This window comes from Methylobacterium segetis (genome assembly GCF_004348265.1).
In the GTDB taxonomy this organism is placed as follows: Bacteria; Pseudomonadota; Alphaproteobacteria; order Rhizobiales; family Beijerinckiaceae; genus Methylobacterium; species Methylobacterium segetis.
The window spans coordinates 1-18,266 of sequence record NZ_SMNT01000118.1 but is presented as its reverse complement, the minus strand read 5'-3'; the positions used below and the strand labels follow the sequence as shown (position 1 = coordinate 18,266).

The following is an 18,266-nucleotide window of genomic DNA, read 5'->3' as shown; positions in this document are numbered from 1 at the left end:
TGAATCAAGCGGATGACGGGCGTTCCCCGTCCTCCCGTTACTCTCGACGCAGCGACACGGGCCGTATCCCCTGCAAGGGGCCTGGGGCACGGCAGAGAGGCGGAGGCGGGCCGCGAAGCGCGCTTCGGCGAGCCGCTCCGCCCAAGACTCGCCTGAAAGCTCGCGGATGGGACGTGCGACACCCATCCGCGAGAGCGAGCCCCCATGCTTCGGCGCTTCCCGTTTCTTCGTCCGGCCTGCCTCACGCTCGGCGTCCTCGCCGCCGGCCCCGTGCTCGCCGCCTCCTTCGAGTTCGTGCCGGCCCCCCAGATCGACCTGAACCGCGTCTACCGGGTCGACCGGGTGACGGGCGAGGTCACCTCCTGCCAGTACGGCCTGCGCGAGGGCGGCGGCATCGGCCAGACCCTCTGCTTCGGGCCGGGCGAGGGCGCGACGGCGCAGGCGCCGGGCGAGTACGGGCTCGTCGCCTCCCGCCACACCCGTGAGGCCGGTGTGTTCCGGGTGAATTACCGCAGCGGCGAGATGAGCATCTGCTACGTGCAGGTGAAGGAAGAGGTGGTCGTCTGCACGCAACAGGCGAATCCGACCGTCGGGGGCGCGGGCGAGGCCCCGACCACCGGGCCGGCGCCGGGCCGCGCGGGCCCGAGCGTGACGCCGCCGCAGGGCGGCCGGCCCTGAAGGATCGGGGCGTCGCGACCGAACATCGTCTTTTGCCCGGGCGGCGCGCGTGCTAACGGCGCCTCCGTTCCCGCCGAGGTCGACCCCGTGGCAAACATGCGTTCCCCTCATCTCCCGCTTCCCCGAGGCTCCCGGTGAGCGCGCCGGATCTCCGCAGGGCGGCGGCCGCGCGCGCGCTCGAACTCGTCGAGCCCGGCATGCGCCTCGGCATCGGCACCGGCTCGACCGCGAATGCCTTCGTGGAGCTTCTGGGCGAGCGCGTTCGGGCGGGGCTCGATCTCGTCGGGGTGCCGACCTCCGAGGCGACGCATGCGGCCGCCACGCGCGCCGGCATCCGCCTCGCGACCCTTGAGGAGGTTCCCGAGCTCGATCTGACGATCGACGGGGCCGACGAGGTCGACGACAGGCTGCGCCTCATCAAGGGCGGCGGCGCGGCCCTTTTGCGCGAGAAGATCGTGGCCTTCGCGAGCCGCCGGATGGTGGTGATCGCGGACGCGGCCAAGCGCGTCGAGACGCTCGGGGCTTTCCCGCTGCCGATCGAGGTGAACCCGTTCGGGCTCGCCGCGACGCGCCGCGCCGTCGAGGCGGCGATCCTGCGCGCCGGATGCGTGGGCGAGGTCGCCCTGCGCCGGACGGCCGAGGGCGCCCCGCTCCTGACGGATGGCGGCCACCACATCCTCGACGCCCGCCTCGGCCGGATCCCCGATCCGGAAAGCCTGTCCACCGCGCTCTGGGCCGTGCCCGGCGTGGTCGAGCACGGCCTGTTCCTCGGCATCGCCTCCGCCGCGATCCTCGCGGCCGACGTGGACGGGACGGCCGAGGTGACCGTCCTCGGCAGCCTGGATTGATTCCGCCTCTCCCTCATCGCCGCAGACAGACGAATCCCGGAGCGCCCGCCATGTCCCGCCCCATCCTCGCCTACGCCCTGGCGAGCCTCCTCCTCGCCGGCCCGAGCGCGGCTCTCGCGCAGGCGAACAAGCCCGCGCCCGCGCCACAGCAGAAGCCCCCGGCGAAGCCCGCCGCCGCCCCTGCGGCGCCCGCGATCTCGCCGAATCACCTCGCGCTCGCGCGGGAGGTGATGCTGGGCTCCGGCATCGCCCGCTCGTTCGACTCGATCATCCCGGCCTTCGCCGAGCAGATCCGCAAGCAGGCGGTGACCCGGCCGGAGCTGCAGAAGGATCTCGAAGAGGTGCTCGCGAGCCTCGAGCCCGAGATGGAGCTGCAGAAGCAGCGGATGATCAGCACCGCCGCGGGTATCTACGCCAAGCAGCTCAACGAGGCCGAGCTGCAGGAGATCGCGAACTTCTTCCGCTCGCCCGCCGGCAAGCGCTACGTGCAGACGCAGCCGCAGGTGCTCGACGACATGGTCGCCGCGATGCAGACCTGGACGCAGGACGTCTCGGAATACGTGATGGTCCGGGTCCGGGCCGAGATGGGCAAGCGCGGCCACCAGCTGCAGTGAGGCGGGCGCAGCGCCCGCGCGGGCGCGGTGGACCTGACGCGCCCGCGACGCCATCTCCCCTCGCGAGGCCGATGGATCCGGCCGGCCACAGGATGAGCGCATGAGCGAACATTTCGACGTCGACCTCTTCGTGATCGGCGGCGGCTCGGGCGGCGTGCGCGCGGCGCGGATCGCGGCGGGCTACGGGGCGCGCGTCACGCTCGCGGAGGAGTACCGGGTCGGCGGCACCTGCGTCATCCGCGGCTGCGTGCCGAAGAAGCTGATGGTCTATGCCGGCCGTTTCGCCGACGAGTTCGAGGACGCGGCAGGCTTCGGCTGGTCGGTGCCCGAGCCCCGCTTCGACTGGTCCGTGCTGAAGCGCCGCCGCGACGCCGAGGTGGCGCGGCTGGAGGGCATCTACGACACCAACCTGTTGCGCGCGGGCGTCGAGATCGTGCCGCAGCGCGCCGTGATCGAGGACGCGCACACGGTCCGGCTCGTCGGCAGCGGTGAGCGGGTCCGTGCCCGCTTCATCCTCGTGGCGGTCGGCGCCTCGCCGGTGAAGGAGCCGGTGATCCCGGGCGCCGATCTCGCCATCACCTCGAACGAGGTGTTCGATCTGGAGGCGCGGCCCGAGCGCATCCTCGTCGTCGGCGGCGGCTACATCGCCGTCGAGTTCGCGGGCGTCTTTGCCGCCCTCGGCTCGCGCACGACGCTGCTCCACCGGGGCGACCGGCTGCTGCGAGGCTTCGACGACGAGATCCGCGACGCGCTGGGGGACGCCTACGCCAAGCGCCTGGACCTGCGGCTCGGCCGCACGGTGCAGAGCCTGGAGCGGCGAGGGGAGGGCATCGCGGCCCGGCTCGACGACGGCTCGGAGATCGAGGTCGACCAAGTTCTCGTCGCGACGGGGCGCCGCCCGAACGTCGCCGGGCTCGGGCTGGAGCGCGTCGGCATCGCCCTCGACCGCGCGGGCGCCATTCCCGTCGACGCCACCTCCCGCACCACCATCCCCTCGATCTACGCGGTCGGCGACGTCACGAACCGGGCGAACCTCACGCCCATCGCCATCCGAGAGGGGCACGCCTTCGCCGACACGGTGTTCGGCAACAAGCCCTGGTGCGTCGATCACCGCCTGATCCCGACCGCCGTGTTCTCGACGCCGGAGATCGGCGTCGTCGGCCACAACGAGGACGTGGCCCGGGAGATCTACGGCGCGATCGACGTCTACAAGGCGAGCTTCCGGCCCATGAAGGCGACGCTCTCCGGCCGCGACGAGAAGGTGCTGATGAAGGTCGTCGTCGATTGCGCGAGCGACAAGGTGGTCGGCGTGCACCTGTTCGGCCACGACGCGGGCGAGATCATCCAGGCCGTGGGCATCGCCGTGACCATGGGCGCCACGAAGGCCGATTTCGACCGGACCATCGCGGTCCACCCCACGGCGAGCGAGGAACTCGTGACCATGCGCGTGCCCGCGGTCACGAAACGCCCGGTCGCGGTCGGGTGATCGCGGGAACGCTTTCGCACCCTCGACGGCGGAGCGGCCCGGTCCATATTGCCCTTATGGGCAAGCGAGACGACGCGCAGGCGAGGCGGCAGGCCATCATCGACGGGATGCTGGCCGACGCCCTGCGTCCCGCCTTCACCTACCGGCTCCCCAGCCACCACGCCCTGCCGCCGGATATCCGCCAAGCGGTCGACCGGCTGCTCGCCAAGGCCGAGACGCAGCGCACCCGCTGCCTGACCTACGACGACCTCGAAGAGGCGCTTCCGCCGCGCGACGTCACCGCCGAGGATCTGGAGGCGATCTTCTGGATCCTGGCCGAGCACGGGATCGAGGTCGAGGACGGGGAGACAGGCTGAGCCGGCAGGGCTTCGGGCGGCCATTTCCGCTGAGCGAGAGCCGGCCACAGGGCCGTCCGCGGAGGCGCGTGACCGCTGGTAATTGGCCGAAATTCTTTCAAATCCAATCCAGACCCCGATGGATCGACAGTTTTCATTCTAATTTGAAAATCGAGTCCCTTCGCTCATATTGCAATTTAACCGATTATTAACTGTAAGAGTCAATACTAAATCGGAATTCATCGAGATTTCCGAGGCTGACCATGCGCAAATTCAATAATCTGAAGTTCATTACAAAAATCTGCATTCCGGTGTCGATCATGATCGTGATCGCCGTATCCCTCGTCACCTACGCGCGTTCGCAGATGACCGGACTGGCCTCCGATATGCGCACGATCGTCGACGTGGAGGCCGCACGTCTCGAATCCGTTCTCAAGGTGGGACTCAATATCAACGAGGCGGCGGTTCAGATCCGCAACATGATCGTCGATGAACGCCGTGGTGAGATCGACAAGTACAGGCGCCGCTACGACGCCGCGACCAAGGCGACCATCGAGGCCGCCGATCGGATGATCGCACTCGCCGACACGGCTGAGCGGCGAGAGGCTGGCCAATTGCTGAGGCAGAAGATCGCCGACTATTTCGTCAGTGCCGAGGAATCCATTGCGTTCACCATGCGCGACGAGCTCGCCGCCGGGTCCCGTGTCGTCATGACGACGAGCACGGCCATCCGCACCAAGGTCAACGAGATCGTCAAGGCGCAGGTTGATCAGCACACCCGGGAGTTTCAGGGGGCGCGCGATGCCGCAGATGCCCGGGCCCGTGACGCGACCACGCTGCTGATCGCTGCCGCGACCGGCGGACTGTCGGTGGCGGTGTTGCTGACCGTTGCCATCGTCGTGTTCGGCGTCACGCGCCCGCTCTCGAGCCTCGTCGCCGTTCTGGAGCGCATGGCGCGGGGCGAGACGGACGCCACAATCCGGGAGATCGCCCGCGGCGACGAGATCGGCGCCGTCGCGCGCGCTGTGGATGGGATCAAGGGCATGGTCGCCCGGAAGGCCGCCGACGAGGCGGAGCAGCGCCGCCACACCGACGAGGCCGCTGCCGCCGAGCGCAAGCGCACCATGGTGGAGCTGGCGGGCCGTTTCGAGGCGGCTGTGGGAGGGATCGTCAGCCTCGTATCATCGTCCGCGACGCAGCTTCAGGCCACCGCACAGCAAATGACCGCGACGGCCACCGAGACCGCCAGCCAGTCGACGACCGTCGCGGCCGCAGCCGAGCAGGCGGCGACCAATGTCGGCACCGTCGCGGCAGCCGCGGAGGAGCTCGGGACGTCGGTCGGCGAGATCGGGCGTCAGGTCGCCGGGTCCGCGGATCTCGCCGCCACCGCCGTTCGCGAGGCGGACGCCACCGCGCATCTCGTGCAGGACCTCAGCGAGGCGGCAGGGCGCATCGGAAACATCGTCAGCCTGATCTCGAACATCGCCGACCAGACCAATCTGCTGGCGCTGAACGCGACGATCGAGGCGGCTCGCGCCGGCGAGGCGGGCCGCGGCTTCGCGGTGGTCGCGAGCGAGGTCAAGGCGCTCGCTGCACAGACCGGCAAAGCGACCAGTGAGATCGACGGTCAGGTCTCGCAGATCCAGAGCTCGATGCAGGAAGCCGTTCGGGCGATCGGGGCGATCTCCGGCCGGATCCAGGAGATCAGCACGGTTGCGACGTCGATCTCGGCCGCCGTCGAGGAGCAGGGCGCCGCCACCCGCGAGATCGTCCGCAATGTGGCGCAGGCCGCCACCGGCACGAAGGAGGTGACGAGAAACATCGCGGGCGTCGCCGGCGCGGCGGATGAGACCGGAGCGGCGGCAAGCCAGGTTCTCGCTTCCGCCTCCGAGCTATCGCGCCAATCCGAGCGCCTCGGCTCGGAAGTCGGTACAGTCCTCGCCACGGTCCGCGCCGCCTGAGCACGGCCCGGCCTCTCGCTTCTGCCAGCAAACCCTCCTATAAGCCGCGCTCGCGCGCGGCTTTTTCGCGCGCGCATTCAGGCGGACGAGGTGCCTGGGAGACGGGACATGGGCGAGCGTTGGACACCGAAGACATGGCGCGACCTGCCGATCCAGCAGGTGCCGTCCTATCCGGATGCCGCCGCGCTCCAGGGCGTGGAGGCGCAGCTCGCGAGCTTCCCGCCCCTCGTCTTCGCCGGTGAGGCGCGCAAGCTGAAGGCATCGCTCGCCCGCGTCGCGGCCGGCGAGGCGTTCCTCCTCCAGGGCGGCGACTGCGCCGAGAGCTTCGACGAGCACTCCGCCGACAACATCCGCGACTTCTTCCGCGTCTTCCTGCAGATGGCGCTCGTCCTCACCTTCGCGGGCGGATCGCCCGTGGTGAAGGTCGGCCGCATCGCGGGTCAGTTCGCCAAGCCCCGCTCCTCGCCCACCGAGACGATGGACGGGGTGGCCCTGCCGAGCTACCGCGGCGACATCATCAACGGGCTGACCTTCTCGGAGGAGGCGCGTGTTCCCGATCCGCGCCGGCAGCTCGAGGCCTATCGGCAATCGGCCGCGACGCTGAACCTGCTGCGCGCCTTCGCGACCGGCGGCTACGCGAATCTCGAGAACGCGCACCGCTGGATGCTCGGCTTCGTGAAGGATTCGCCGCAATCTTCCCGCTACCAGGACGTGGCGGAGCGGATGGGCGACGCGCTCGACTTCATGCGGGCGATCGGCATCAATCCGGAGACGCACCAGGAGGTGCGCACCACGGATTTCTTCACGAGCCACGAGGCCCTGCTCCTCGGCTACGAGGAGGCGCTGACACGCGTCGATTCGACGAGCGGCGATTGGTACGCGACCTCGGGGCACATGCTCTGGGTCGGGGACCGCACCCGCCAGCCGGACCACGCCCATATCGAGTACGCCCGCGGGATCAAGAACCCGATCGGCCTCAAATGCGGGCCCTCGATGAGCGCCGACGGGCTGATCCGCCTCGCCGACCTCCTCAATCCCGACAACGAGGCCGGGCGCCTGACCCTGATCTGCCGCTTCGGCGCGGACAAGGTGGGCGAGCACCTGCCGGGGCTGATCCGGGCGGTCGAGCGGGAAGGCCGCAAGGTGGTGTGGGCCTGCGATCCGATGCACGGCAACACCGTCGCCGCCGGGCGCTACAAGACGCGCCCCTTCGAGCGGGTGATGCAGGAGATCGAGGGCTTCTTCGGCGTTCACCGTGCCGAGGGGACGATCGCCGGCGGCATCCATCTCGAGATGACGGGCAAGGACGTCACGGAATGCACGGGCGGCGCGCGCGCGCTGACCGCGGACGACCTGCAGGACCGCTACCACACCTATTGCGACCCGCGCCTCAACGCGGAGCAGGCGCTGGAGGTGGCCTTCCTGACGGCCGAGCTCGTCAAGCGCGAGCGCGCGGCCTTCGAGCGTCCGCACCTCGACGCGGCCGAGTGAGACACGGTTTTGCGCGCCGCGGAGGAAACCGCAGCGCGCTCCGCTTCTAGTGAAGCCAGTTCGTGAAGAAGTAGATCAGCAGGATGATCGGAAGCGGGATCCCGATCAGCCAGAGCAAGCCGCCTTTCAGCATTACAACTCTCCGTTGAAACTCAGCACGCTTCAACGATTGGGAGAGATTTCGGGTTCCTGAGAGACCTCGCGCATCCTGTGGAATGCGCGCGCGTGCGGCGGTGACGCTTGAGACCGACTACGCGATGGCGCGCTGTGCGCCGTTGAAGCGCCGCAGCAGGGCCGCGAGCTCGGCGCCGGGAACGGGCCGGCTGATCAGGTAGCCCTGCACCTCGTCGCAGCCCTCGTCCCGCAGCCGCTGCAGCTGATCCACCGTCTCGACGCCTTCCGCGGTCGTCGTCATGCCGAGGCTCGCGCCGAGGCCGATGACGGCCCGTACGATGAAGCCGGATCCGTCCGAATCGCCGAGGCCGCGGACGAAGGACTGGTCGATCTTGATCTTGTCGAAGGGGAAGGAGCGCAGGTAGCTCAGCGAGGAATACCCCGTGCCGAAATCGTCCATCGAGACGCGGACGCCCATGCTCTTGAGGCTGTGCAGGATCGCCGTGGTCGAGCCGGGATTGGCGACGAGGACGGATTCGGTGATCTCCAGTTCGAGCCGGCGCCCCGGCAGGCCCGCCGCGTGCAGCGCGTCGCGGACCGCGTTGATGAGGCGCGCGGAGGTGAACTGGACCGCCGAGACGTTCACCGCGACCTTGATGTCGCCCGGCCAGCCGCTCGCCTCGCGGCAGGCCTGCCGGATCACCCACTCGCCGAGCGGCACGATGAGGCCGAGTTCCTCCGCGAGCGGGATGAACTCCACGGGGGACACGGAGCCTCGCTTCGGGTGCCGCCAGCGCAGCAGCGCCTCGAAGCCGGAGATCCGCTCGGCGTTGAGGTCGTAGATCGGCTGGTAGTGCAGCTCGAAGGCTTCCTCGGCGACGGCCTCGCGCAGATCGCGCTCGAGCTCCCGCCGCGCCTGCAGGCGGGCATCCATCTCCGGCTCGAAGAAGCGGAACGAGCCGCGCGCCTCGGCCTTCGCGCGGTCGAGGGCGACATCGGCGTGCTTGAGCAGCTTCTCGCAGCTCATCCCGTCCCCGGGCGCGAGCGAGATGCCGATGCTGACGCCGATCTCGACGGAATGGTCGGTGAGCGCGTAGGGCGCGCTCAGCACGTCGGCGATCCGGCGCGCCAGCACGGCCACGTCCTCGGGCCGCTCGATCCCGCGCTGAACCACGGCGAACTCGTCCCCGCCCAGGCGGGCCACGCTGTCGATCTCGCGGACGCAGGCCGAGAGGCGGTTGGCGACGGCGCGGATCAGTTCGTCGCCGACCGCGTGACCCAGCGCGTCGTTGACCGGCTTGAAGTCGTCGAGGTCGAGGCAGAGCACCGCGAAGCCGCCCTCGCGCCCGGCCTGGGCGATGGCGGCCTCGATCTGCTCGCCGAGGAGGACCCGGTTCGGCAATTCCGTCAGCGCGTCGTGCCGCGCCATGAAGGCGATGCGCTCCTCCGCCATCCGCCGTTCCGTGACGTCCTCGTAGGTGGCGACGAGGCCGCCATTGGCGGTGGGGCAGGTCTCGATCGCGATGAGGCGGCCGTCGCCGAGTTCCTGCAGCAGGCGATTGCGCAGCTGCCCGTAGGCGTCGGCACTCTCGGCGATCAGGTCCGCGACGCTGCGGCCCGGGTGATTGCCGGCGGCGATGCAGGCGCCGAGGACCTCCGTCGCGCTCATCCCGACCGTCAGGGAGCCCGGAGCGAGGCCGTAGATCTCCCCGTAGCGCCGGTTCGCCACCATCAGGCGCTGCTCGGCATCGTAGAGGCAGAGACCCTGGGACATGTTGTCGAGGGCCGCATCGAGGCGCAGGTTCGTCTGCGTCAGGCGGGTCTCCTGCTCCTTCGTGACGCTGATGTCGCTGCACACGGCGACGAAACCGCCCTCCCGCGTCGCGCTGCGGCTGACCCGGAGCCAGCGGTCGTCGGCGAGGCGGATCTCGCCGTCGCGGGCAAGGCTCAGGGCGGGGTCGAGCACGGTGGAGGCCGGGTCGGCGCCGGCCGCCGCCAGCCCTGCGACGGGGCGGCCGCAGGCGATCTGACCGGAGCCTGCGTCGAAGAAATCCACGGCCTGCGCGTTGGCGAGGGCGATCCGGCCCTCGGGATCCACCACGACCACGCCCTCGTGCGAGCTCTCCAGAGCGTCCGCGAGCAGGGCCTGAGCCGAGCGGCGCTGGCTCACCTCGCGCTCCATCATGGCGCGGATGTTGTCGCGCATGGTCGCCATCGCGCGCAGGAGGGCCCCGAGCTCGTCACGCCCGCCCACGGGCACCGCGTCGTCGAGCCGGCCCGCCGCGATCCGCTCGGCCACCGCCGAGGCCGCCGCGACGGGGCCGATGATGCGCCGGTTGAGAAGCCACGCGACGAGCGCCGAGAGCAGCAGGGCGACCACCGTCGCGACGGCGTAGAAGCGGATCTCCTCGGCGACGATGGTGCGGGCGGTCTGCCGGTAGGTGAAGCCGTCGCCCGCCGTGTAGTTCACGAGCATGTCGATCTGCCCGTCGACGATCCCGGCCTGCCGGTCGAGACCCTCCCAGGCCGAGCCCGAAGCGGCCGCCGTCTCGAGGCTTCGGCGCATCTCGTCCCAGGCCTGCACGGCCGCCTGGACGCCGACGCCGGCACGGATCGCCCGGTCCGATTGCGAGCGCTCGACCGCGATGGTGAGGTCCTCGAGCAGCGTCGTGGCGAGCTCGGCGATCTCCTCGTCGAGCTTCGTCCGCGCTGCGGCATCGGCCGTGAGGGACCGGCGCGCGAAGGCCGCCCGCATCTTCGCGAAGTCCGCCGCCGCGGCCCGCGCGTAGTTGATCGACATCAGGGACTGGTCGTAGGTGCGCTGGACGAGATCGCCCGCCTTGCGGATCCCCAACGTCGCGTAGAGCCCGAGCGCGCCGGTGATCAGGCTCATGATCAGGAACGCGACGAAGATGCGCCCGCGGATCGTCGCGACCTCGGCTGACATGCGCCGCGGCAGATTCGCCGTCGCGGATGACGGCTCCTGCCACGGAAATGTGCGGTCCCGTCGCATCGGATCGAAAACGCTCTCCCTCGAACGAACCCTAAGTTAGGGCTGCACATGTTAAGAGCCGCTTAGCCCGGCCTTGGGTCCGCGGCCCGAAACCTCGGCCCGGGCTCGACAAATCGATCCGTCTCCTGCGGTGCCCGAAGATTCGTTAAGTTTTTTGAGGCTCTCTTCTCCGACGGCTCGCGCCGGAGATCGTGATGCTCGCCACCCTTGCACTGCCCTGCCGCCTCGCCGTTCCGCGGCGCCTTGCTGCAACTCTCGGTTTAATTTTGGGGGCGGCCCTCGTCGGCGGCATCCTCGACGTGGGCGGGGTCCAGGCCACCGGGCACCTCGTCTCGCAGAAGGGCCGCGCCTTCCAGCCGGGCAGCGTGGCGATCCAGCGCGGCGAGACGATCGTGATCGTCAACGACGACAGCGACCTCCTGCATCACCTCTACATCGAGTCGGAGATCTTCAGTTTCGATTCCGGCGATCAGGCGCCCGGCAGCCGCACGGCGGTCACCTTTCCGGCCGCCGGCACGTTCCAGGTCCTGTGCGGCATCCACCCCAAGATGAAGCTCAACGTGCGGGTGAACTGAGCGCCGCGCTCAGCGCGCGGCCGCCTGCACCGGCGTGCGCCCCTCCGGCTCGCGCTCGATCGCCTGTCCGTCGCGCAGGTCGGCGGGCGGGCTCAGCACGACCCGCTCGTCGCCGGACAAGCCTTGGTCCAGCTCGACGCTGCGCCCGAAATCGCGGCGGATATGCACCTTGCGCCACTCGGCCCGGCCGTCGTCGCGGGCGACCGCCACCTGCGTCCCGCCCTGGTTGAACACGAGGGCCTCGGCGGGCACGGTCATCGCCGGCTCCAGCCGCGGGATCTTCAGGGTCACGTAGACGTAGAGGCCGGCCCGCAGCGCCCCCTCCGGATTCGGAACGTCCACCTGTGTCGTCAGGGTGCGCGAGGCGCTGAGCAGCGCGACGGAACTGCGCTCGACTCGCCCGACGAAGGTCCGCTCGGGCATCTGCGGCACGCGGATCGCGGCCTCGACACCGGGGCCGACCCCGACGGCCGCGTTCTGCGGCACGTTCACCGAGATGCGCAGGATGTCGTCCCGGTCCATCGTCAGGAGAGGCGTGCCGCCGCCATCGGCCTTCACGAGGTCGCCGACATCGACGCTGCGGGTGGTGACGACGCCGTCGAAGGGCGCGACCACGTCCTTGAAGCCCGTGAGCGCCTTGAGCCGGTCGACGGTGGCGCCCTGCGCCTTGATGTTGGCCTCCGCCACCTTCACGCCCGCCTCCGCCGAGGCGAGGTTCGCGCCCTGACTGAGCACGCCGGCCTGCGAGGTGTCCGCGTTCTGCTTCGAGGCCCAGCCCTGGACAGCGAGGGTCGAGGTGCGGCTGTTGGTGACGTTGGCGAGGTTCACGTTGGCGCGGGCCTGATCCACCATCGCGCGGGCCTGGAGAAGCTGGGCCTGAAGCTGGCCGAGCTGCGCCTCGGCCTGGGCGAGCTGCTGGTCGAGGTCTGGCGCGGCGACCCGGAGCAGGATGTCGCCGGCCTTCACGCGCGTGCCGATATCCACCCGGCGCTCGGCGATGTACCCGGTCGCGCGCGCCGAGATCGCCGCCTTCGCGAAGGCCTGCGTCTCGCCGGGCAGCGTCAGGTCGATGGGCTTGTCGGTGCGTTCCACCGCGATGGTGCGCAGGCGCGGCACGAAATCCTTCGTTCGGCGCTGCGTCTCCGTGGCGGCGGCCCGCTGCTGCCAGTGCCCGTAGCCGCCCCAGCCGAGAAGGCCGAGACCCACCAACCCCACCAGCAGGAACGGGCCCTTGCGCGGCGGCGGCGGGATCTCGTTCGCGTCACCGTGCGCCTTCATGGGACCCGTACTCTCCGGCCGGCACCGAAATCTGGCAGACCATATACCGCGGGACTGCGCGCGTCACAGGCCACCGAAACGACGCAGGGCGACGCGGGGGGACCAGGTGTGCAGCGATGTTCGTGAGGTGGGATGGTGGGCGCGACAGGGATCGAACCTGTGACCCTTCGCGTGTGAAGCGAATGCTCTCCCGCTGAGCTACGCACCCGGACCGAGGGCCTTCTAGGGCGGCGCGCGCCGTCGCGTCAAGGCCCCTCGCATGGAGGCGGGGGCCGGCACCGGAAAACACGGGCGCCCGGTCCCTCATCGTTCACAAGAGCCGGCATTATCCATTAGGAGGGCGGTCATGTCTCCACTCGTCCGCTTCGCGCCGTCCCCGACCGGCTACCTCCACATCGGCAATGCCCGGCCCGCGCTCCTCAACGCGCTCTTCGCCCGCGCGCGGGGCGGGCGCTTCCTGCTGCGCCTCGACGACACCGACCGCGAGCGCTCGACGCCGGCATTCGCCGCGGCGATCGAGGAGGATCTCGCCTGGCTCGGTATCGTGCCGGACCTGTTCGCCCGCCAGTCGGATCGCGCGGAGCGACACGATGCGGCCGCGGAACGGCTCCGGGGCCTGGGGCGCCTCTATCCCTGCTACGAGACGCCCGAGGAGCTGGAGCGGCGGCGCAAGCGCCAGCTCGGCCGGGGTCTTCCGCCGATCTACGACCGGGCGGCGCTGAGCCTGACGGCCGAGCAGCGGGCGTCCCTCGAGGCGGAAGGGCGGCGTCCGCACTGGCGCTTCAAGCTCGACCATCGCACGGTGAGCTGGAACGACCTCGTCCGCGGAGAGGCGCATGTCGATTGCGCCTCCCTCTCGGACCCCGTGCTGGTGCGGGCCGACGGGACCTACCTCTACACGCTGCCCTCCGTCGTCGACGATGCGGAGCTCGGCGTCACCCACGTCATCCGGGGCGAGGACCACGTCACCAACACCGGCGTGCAGGTGCAGATCTTCGAGGCTCTGGGGCACCCACTGCCCGTCTTCGGGCATCACAACCTCCTCACCACGGCGGACGGGGAGGGGCTCTCGAAGCGCCTCGGACACCTCTCGCTCCGGGGCCTGCGCGCGGCGGGCTACGAGCCGGCTTCCGTCCGCTCGCTCGCGGTGCTGACCGGCTCGGCGGAAGCGGTGCGGGCCATCGCCGGCCTCGACGAGCTCGCAGCCCTCGTGGATCTTGCCCACATCTCTCGGGCGCCGGCGAAGTTCGACCCGCACGAACTCGACGGCCTCAACGCCCGCCTCGTCCACGAGATGCCGGCGGTCGCGGTGCTGGATCGCCTCGCGGGCCTCGGCGTCCCTGCGGAGGCGGCGGAGGCGTTCTGGCTCGCGGTGCGCGCAAACCTCGTGAAGGTCGAGGATGCCCGGGATTGGTGGCACGTCGTGACGGGTCCGATCGAGCCCGTCACCACCGACGCGAGCCTCGTCTCGGCGGCCATCGCGACGCTGCCGGCCGAGCCCTGGGGGCCGGAGACCTGGAAGGCGTGGACCACGGCCGTGAAAGACCGCACGGGCGCCAAGGGCAAGGCCCTCTTCATGCCGCTGCGCCTCGCGCTCACCGGCCTCGACCATGGGCCGGACCTCTCCGCGTTGCTGCCGCTGATCGGTCGAGAGCGGGCGGCCGAGCGGTTGCGGGCGGTGGCCTGACAAGGCTCCCGAAAGCGGCTGGCCCGGGACGGGCTCGCCGCTCCGCAAGGGCGTCGGGGGACGCGCCAGAACTCCCGGAGCCGGTCACCCCGCCGGGACGTCCTCCGTCAGGCGCGTCACCAGGATCTTGTCGACGCGCCGACCGTCGAGATCCACCACCTCGAAGCGCCAGCCTGAGATGTCGCAGGTCTCGCCCGTCTCGGGCAGGCGCTGCAGGCGCTCGATGACGAGGCCGGCCGCGGTCTCGTAGTCGCGGGAGGCTTCGAGCTTGATGCCGAGCTGGTCGGCCATCTCGTCGACGGGCATCCAGCCGGCGATCAGCCAGGACCCGTCCGCCCGCTGCACCGCCTCGGGCTCGGGATCCTCGGAGTGGAAGGCGCCCGCGATGGCATCGAGGATGTCGGCCGGCGTCACGAGCCCGTCGAAATGCCCGTACTCGTCGTGGACGAGAGCCATCGGCACCTCCGCCGCCTGCAGCGCGTTCAACGCATCGAGTGCGTCGAGGGTGTCGGGCAGGACGGGTGCGCGGCGCACGTGACGGCGCAGGTCGATGCCTTCGCCCGCCATCAGCGGCTTCACGAGGTCGCGCACCTGCACCACGCCGATCATGTTGTCCGCGCCGCCCTCCGCGACCGGAAGGCGCGAGTGCGGGCTGGCCAGAATGGCGGCCCGGATCTCCTCCTCGTCCCGGTGCAGGTCGATCCAGTCGACGTCGGTGCGCGGGGTCATGACGCCGCGCACGGCGCGGTCGCCCAGGCGGAGAACGCCCGCGATCATCTTGCGCTCGCCGGTCTCGATCACGCCCGCCGTCTCGGCCTCGGCGACGAGGTGGCGGATCTCCTCCTCGGTCACGGCGCTCGCGCTCTCGGTCTCCTGTCCGATCAGGCGGAACACCGCCCGCGTCGAGGCGTCGAGGAGCCAGACGGCGGGCTTCGCCACCCGGGAGACGAGGCGCATCGAGGGGCTGACGAGGCAGGCGACGCCTTCGGGATCCCGCAGGGCGAGGTGCTTCGGCACCAATTCGCCGATGATCACCGACAGGTAGGTGATGATCGCGATCACGAGGCCGTAGCCGATCGTGTCGGCCCAGACCTTGGCGAGCCCCACATCGACCAGGATGCCGGTCAGCCGCTCGCCGAGCGCCGCGCCGGACACGGCGCCGGAGAGGATGCCGACGAGGGTGATCCCGATCTGGACGGTGGAGAGGAAGCGGCCCGGCTCCTCCGCCAGCGCGAGGGCGGCGTGGGCGCCGCGGCGGCGCTCCTCCACCATCGAGCGCAGGCGGCTCTTGCGGGACGAGACGACGGCGAGTTCGGAGAGAGCGAACACGCCGTTGAGGGCGATCAGGGCAACGGCGACGGCGAGCTCGAGCACGGCTGCGGAACATCAAGCCGGAGCCGCCGATCGGGCGCGCCGGGCTTCCTCTGATGATGACGGGCGGCGCTCTTGATGGAGGTCGCGCCCTGCCGGGTCAACCGGCCGAGCCGCGTTCCGATCCGCGGCGGAGCCGGAAACCGGATGCGCCCGCTCAGGGGCGCGTCAGCGGAGGCAGGCGCGCGAGGCGGATCGCGATGGCCAGGGCGATGCCGTAGAGCGCACCGAAATAGGCGACGACGCCCGGCCAGCCCGCATGGGCGAAGAACCACCCGCCGGCCGTGCCGAGCACCGAGGAGCCGAGATAGTAGAGGGAGAGATACACCGAGGACGCCTGGGCGCGGTCGCGCAGCGCGCGCCGGCCGATCCAGCTGCTGGCGACGGAATGGGCGCCGAAGAAGCCGATCGTGACCACCGCGATGCCGCCGATGATGACGACGAGGTTGTCCGACAGCGTCATCACGATCCCGACGAGACCCAGCGTGATGGCGAGCCACAGCACCTTGCGCCGCCCCAGCCGGCTCGCGATCTCGCCCGTCGCCGCCGAGCTCGCGGTACCCGCGAGATAGACGGCGAAGATCGCGCCGATCGCCGCCTGGCTGAGGGAGAAGGGCGGATCGAGCAGGCGGAAGCCGATATAATTGTAGACGCAAACGAAGCCGCCCATGAGCAGGAAGGCTTCCGCGAACAGCCAGGGCAGCCCCGCGTCGCGGAAATGCTGGGTGAAGGTGCCGGGCACCTCCCGCCATCGCATCCGGTGCGCGGTGAAATGCCGGGATTCGGGCAGCGCCCTCCAGAAGGTGACGGCGGCAAGCAGCGCCAGCACGCCGATCGTCCCGAGGCCGAGCCGCCAGGAGCCGTAATCGGCGATCACGCCCGCGATCAGCCGCCCGACCATGCCGCCGAGCGCGTTTCCGCCGATTAGAAGCCCCATCGACAGGCCGATCGCGCGCCCGTGCATCTCCTCGCTGAGATAGGCCATCGCGACGGCCGGGAGGCCGCTCGCGGTCAATCCGGTCAGCGCCCGCAAGGCCAGGAAGCCGTGCCAGCTCGGAACGAGGCAGGCGACGATGGTGAGGATCGCCGATGCGAACAGCGAGATCGTCATCACGGGCTTGCGCCCCCAGACCTCCGAGAGCGGGCTGACGACGAGGAGCGCGACGGCGAGCGTCGCGCAGGGAAGCGAGAGGGCGAGGCTGCTCTCGGCCGGCGAGACGTGGAAATCGTCGGCGTAGACCGGCAGCAGGGGCTGCACGCCGTAGAGCACCGCGAAGGTTGAGAAGCCGGCGGCCGCGAGGGCGACGGTCGTGCGGCGAAAGACCGGCGTGCCGGCCTCGATCAACCGGTCATCCGCCTCCGACATGAATCCTCGCTGCGGCCGTCCTGAGAGCCGCCCGTTTGGGCGCGGTGGACCGGTGCGTCAACACCGGCGACGGTACGCTGAGTGATCGCCATGCCCCGTGCGAAGATCGTTTCGGGGATGATCGCTCGGGCCGAGGCGCGAGCGCCGCGGCGCGAACGCCCGCAACACCGCCCCGGGCCCTCCCCCGGGGAGGGGGAGGGCGGTCGCTTCCTCAGCGCGGGGGCTCGCCCTGGGCCTGACCCTGCTGGATGAGCGGCGTGATCCGGCGGACCGTCACGCGCCGGTTCTCCCGCGAGGGACCTTGCGTGTTCACCTTCAGGTACTGCTCGCCGTAGCCTTGCGTCGTCAGGTTCTCCGGCGGCACCTGGAATTGCTGGGTCAGCACGGTCGCCACCGACTGGGCCCGACGATCCGACAGGGAGAGGTTGTCGACGTCGGCCCCCACCGCGTCGGTGTAGCCCTCGATCAGGAACACCTCTTGCGGATTGTTGCGGATCGCCTGGTTGATCGCCTGGGCGATGGTGGAGAGCCGCGCCGCCTGATCCGGCGTGACCGTGAACGAGCCCGTGTCGAAGTTGATCGTGTCGATGTCGACGCTGCGCATGCGGGCCCGCAATTGCGGGCTGTAGCGCACCTGATCGAGCGTGTAGCGCCCCTCGATCGGCACCACCGGCGGCGCGGTCAGCGCCTCGTAGACGGTGCGCTCGTCGGCGCCCTCGTAATCCACGACGTAGCGGTCGCGCGGGATGCGGATATCCGGCGGCGGCAGCACGACCACGTCCTCGTAGATCGGGCGCGGGCGCCCGCCGAAGGCATTGTCGATGATCACGACCTCGCGGCCGTCGCGGAAGCGGCGGGAGCGGCGCAGGAGCCGCCCGTCGTCGTCGACGACCGTGACGATCTGTTCGCCGCCGGGCCGGTCGAGATAGGTCACCGTTTCGCTGCCGCGCCGCTCGCTGCGATAGCGCCCGCGGTCGAGATCGCGGAAGCGCTCGTTCTCGTCGTGGCGGATGAAGTAGCCGTCCCGATCGCGCACGATGATGCGGCCGGGCTCGCGGATGTAGGTGCGACCGCCCTCGCTGAACTCGCGCCGGTCGCGCCGGATGCGCTCGTAATCGCGGACGTCCTCGTCCTCCTGGCGGAAGCCGCCGGGCACGTAGCCGGGGCGGCCCGGCGTATTGAAGCTGTCGCGGCGGTCGCGGTCGCGGTCACGGTCGCGCTCGTCGAAACGACCATTCGGCCGTTGATCGGGCGCCGCGCCCTGGGGCTCGACGGGCCGGCCCGGAACGCCCGGCTGGGCATTCGGAGCCGTGGCGGGCGCGCCCTGGTTCCGCGTGCCGTCCGGTTGCGGGGCGCCGGGTTGCGCGTTGGGGGCCGGGGGCTGCGCACCGGCGGGCGGTCCGCCCGGTTGGCCGGGCGCCGGTTGGACGGGCCGGCCCGGGACGCCGG

General features: G+C 70.5%; 14 protein-coding genes and 1 tRNA gene. 9 read left to right on the top strand and 6 right to left on the bottom strand.

Features of this window, described 5'->3' with window-relative positions:
* Positions 1-204 precede the first annotated feature (204 nt).
* The 7 genes from E1J50_RS22755 to E1J50_RS22725 all read left to right on the top strand — a co-directional run bounded on the left by E1J50_RS22755 (position 205) and on the right by E1J50_RS22725 (position 7,413).
* A complete protein-coding gene (locus E1J50_RS22755; protein ID WP_245516630.1) occupies positions 205-678 on the top strand; it encodes a hypothetical protein in 474 nt (157 codons plus the stop codon).
* 134 nt (positions 679-812) lie between these two features.
* Positions 813-1,526 carry a ribose-5-phosphate isomerase RpiA gene (gene rpiA / locus E1J50_RS22750; protein WP_132256049.1) on the top strand — a complete coding sequence of 238 codons (714 nt, stop codon included), beginning with the start codon at positions 813-815 and terminating at the stop codon, positions 1,524-1,526.
* A gap of 50 nt (positions 1,527-1,576) precedes the next feature.
* Positions 1,577-2,140 (top strand): DUF2059 domain-containing protein, encoded by a 564-nt coding sequence (locus tag E1J50_RS22745; protein WP_132256048.1) that lies wholly within the window; start codon positions 1,577-1,579, stop codon positions 2,138-2,140.
* 100 nt (positions 2,141-2,240) lie between these two features.
* Positions 2,241-3,626, top strand: a complete 1,386-nt coding sequence (gene gor, locus E1J50_RS22740; protein WP_132256047.1) for a glutathione-disulfide reductase — start codon at positions 2,241-2,243, stop codon at positions 3,624-3,626.
* Between the two features lie 56 nt (positions 3,627-3,682).
* Positions 3,683-3,982, top strand: coding sequence for an RNA polymerase sigma factor region1.1 domain-containing protein (locus E1J50_RS22735; protein WP_132256046.1), 300 nt, complete (start codon positions 3,683-3,685; stop codon positions 3,980-3,982).
* A 242-nt stretch (positions 3,983-4,224) separates the two neighbouring features.
* Complete coding sequence (locus E1J50_RS22730) at positions 4,225-5,922, top strand: methyl-accepting chemotaxis protein (protein WP_132256045.1); 1,698 nt, start codon at positions 4,225-4,227, stop codon at positions 5,920-5,922.
* Between the two features lie 108 nt (positions 5,923-6,030).
* The gene (locus E1J50_RS22725) at positions 6,031-7,413 is read left to right on the top strand and encodes a class II 3-deoxy-7-phosphoheptulonate synthase (RefSeq protein WP_132256044.1); all 1,383 of its coding nucleotides are present in this window, start codon (positions 6,031-6,033) and stop codon (positions 7,411-7,413) included.
* Between the two features lie 250 nt (positions 7,414-7,663).
* Here the strand turns inward: E1J50_RS22725 and E1J50_RS22720 are convergent, their stop codons facing one another.
* Positions 7,664-10,474 (bottom strand): EAL domain-containing protein, encoded by a 2,811-nt coding sequence (locus E1J50_RS22720; protein WP_245516703.1) that lies wholly within the window; start codon positions 10,472-10,474, stop codon positions 7,664-7,666.
* A 260-nt stretch (positions 10,475-10,734) separates the two neighbouring features.
* On the opposite strand from E1J50_RS22720, the gene E1J50_RS22715 reads away from it, so the two are divergent.
* Positions 10,735-11,115: a cupredoxin domain-containing protein gene (locus tag E1J50_RS22715; RefSeq protein WP_132256042.1), complete on the top strand. Its 381-nt coding sequence runs from the start codon at positions 10,735-10,737 to the stop codon at positions 11,113-11,115.
* Between the two features lie 9 nt (positions 11,116-11,124).
* On the opposite strand, the gene E1J50_RS22710 is transcribed toward E1J50_RS22715, so the two are convergent.
* Both E1J50_RS22710 and E1J50_RS22705 read right to left on the bottom strand, forming a co-directional pair.
* Complete coding sequence (locus E1J50_RS22710) at positions 11,125-12,393, bottom strand: efflux RND transporter periplasmic adaptor subunit (RefSeq protein ID WP_132256041.1); 1,269 nt, start codon at positions 12,391-12,393, stop codon at positions 11,125-11,127.
* Between the two features lie 133 nt (positions 12,394-12,526).
* Positions 12,527-12,601 (bottom strand) — tRNA-Val (locus tag E1J50_RS22705).
* 138 nt (positions 12,602-12,739) lie between these two features.
* Here E1J50_RS22705 and gltX point away from each other — a divergent pair.
* Entirely contained in the window at positions 12,740-14,080 is a 1,341-nt protein-coding gene (gene gltX, locus E1J50_RS22700; RefSeq protein ID WP_132256040.1) for a glutamate--tRNA ligase, read from the top strand.
* 84 nt (positions 14,081-14,164) lie between these two features.
* Here the strand turns inward: gltX and E1J50_RS22695 are convergent, their stop codons facing one another.
* From E1J50_RS22695 to E1J50_RS22685, 3 genes are all read right to left on the bottom strand, one after another.
* Positions 14,165-15,454, bottom strand: a complete 1,290-nt coding sequence (locus tag E1J50_RS22695) for a hemolysin family protein (protein WP_132256039.1) — start codon at positions 15,452-15,454, stop codon at positions 14,165-14,167.
* Positions 15,455-15,608: 154 nt separating this feature from the next.
* A complete protein-coding gene (locus E1J50_RS22690) occupies positions 15,609-16,817 on the bottom strand; it encodes an MFS transporter (protein ID WP_132256038.1) in 1,209 nt (402 codons plus the stop codon).
* Positions 16,818-17,028: 211 nt separating this feature from the next.
* On the bottom strand, positions 17,029-18,266 hold a 1,238-nt coding region (locus E1J50_RS22685; protein WP_245516702.1), incomplete at its 5' end, for an OmpA family protein.